Here is a 1,083-nt window from a genome sequence, read left to right as displayed (position 1 = left end):
GCCCCCCTCCACCATTTAAATAGGGGTATAGTTTAATGGTAAAACGAAGGTCTCCAAAACCTTTGATGTGGGTTCGATTCCTACTACCCCTGCCAATATTATAGTGGCGGCTGTGGCGAAGTGGTTAACGCATCGGATTGTGGCTCCGACACTCGTGGGTTCGATTCCCATCAGTCGCCCCATAATTATTAAAGTGATAATATAAACAGCAATCTCATATATATTAAATATAAGTTGTCAATGGGCTATAGCCAAGCGGTAAGGCACCGGACTTTGACTCCGTCACTCGCAGGTTCGAATCCTGCTAGCCCAGCCATTATGCGGAAGTAGTTCAGTGGTAGAACATCACCTTGCCAAGGTGGGGGTCGCGGGTTCGAATCCCGTCTTCCGCTCCAGAACAAATATATGGCGGCATAGCCAAGTGGTAAGGCAGAGGTCTGCAAAACCTTTACCACCGGTTCGAATCCGGTTGCCGCCTCCATATCTTAAATCTTGATAACGCTGATATACGCCGGGGTGGCGGAACTGGCAGACGCACAGGACTTAAAATCCTGCGGTAGGTGACTACCGTACCGGTTCGATTCCGGTCCTCGGCACCACCACAAGATTTAAAACATTTTAATATGCCGGTGTGGCGGAATTGGCAGACGCGCACGACTCAAAATCGTGTTCCTTCGGGAGTGTCGGTTCGACCCCGACCACCGGTATCCAAGGCAGCATGCCAAAGCTGTCAAAAAAAAGACTTTCAACATTCTGTTGGAAGTCTTTTTTTGTGTGAATAACAAATGGTAAATTTGCTGACAAAATATTGGGGCAGGCAAGAAAATCACAATGATATCTAAGGTTCCGAACAATTCAGAGGCTTATTTCGAAGGGGCATTCCGAATTGTTCGGAAGGTTAAATGAAGATAAAAAAATATAAAACGAACTTAAGTGAATAGTGCCGATGAGTGAGGAAAACGAATACTGACGGGAATTAATCAGGGTAAATAGTGCCGATGAGTGAGGAAAACGGATACTGACGGGAACTAATCAGGGTAAATAGTGCCGATGAGTGAGGAAAACGGATACTGACGGGAACTA

At 46.3% G+C, this 1,083-nt stretch carries 7 tRNA genes; all 7 read left to right on the top strand.

From position 1 onward, the window contains the following. Positions 1-21 precede the first annotated feature (21 nt). The 7 genes from L634_RS0128660 to L634_RS0128630 all read left to right on the top strand — a co-directional run bounded on the left by L634_RS0128660 (position 22) and on the right by L634_RS0128630 (position 707). A tRNA-Trp gene (locus L634_RS0128660) sits at positions 22-95 on the top strand. A gap of 11 nt (positions 96-106) precedes the next feature. Next, positions 107-182: transfer RNA gene (locus L634_RS0128655), tRNA-His, on the top strand. Positions 183-241: 59 nt separating this feature from the next. Beyond that, positions 242-316: transfer RNA gene (locus L634_RS0128650), tRNA-Gln, on the top strand. A 4-nt stretch (positions 317-320) separates the two neighbouring features. After that, a tRNA-Gly gene (locus L634_RS0128645) sits at positions 321-395 on the top strand. 12 nt (positions 396-407) lie between these two features. Then, positions 408-481: transfer RNA gene (locus tag L634_RS0128640), tRNA-Cys, on the top strand. 29 nt (positions 482-510) lie between these two features. Continuing rightward, a tRNA-Leu gene (locus L634_RS0128635) sits at positions 511-599 on the top strand. Positions 600-625: 26 nt separating this feature from the next. Next, positions 626-707: transfer RNA gene (locus tag L634_RS0128630), tRNA-Leu, on the top strand. The last annotated feature ends 376 nt before the right edge of the window (positions 708-1,083 follow it).

The sequence above is a fragment of the Bacillus sp. J33 genome, from assembly GCF_000518885.1.
Taxonomy (GTDB): domain Bacteria; phylum Bacillota; class Bacilli; order Bacillales; family Cytobacillaceae; genus Cytobacillus.
This window is presented reverse-complemented; position numbering and strand designations above follow the sequence as displayed.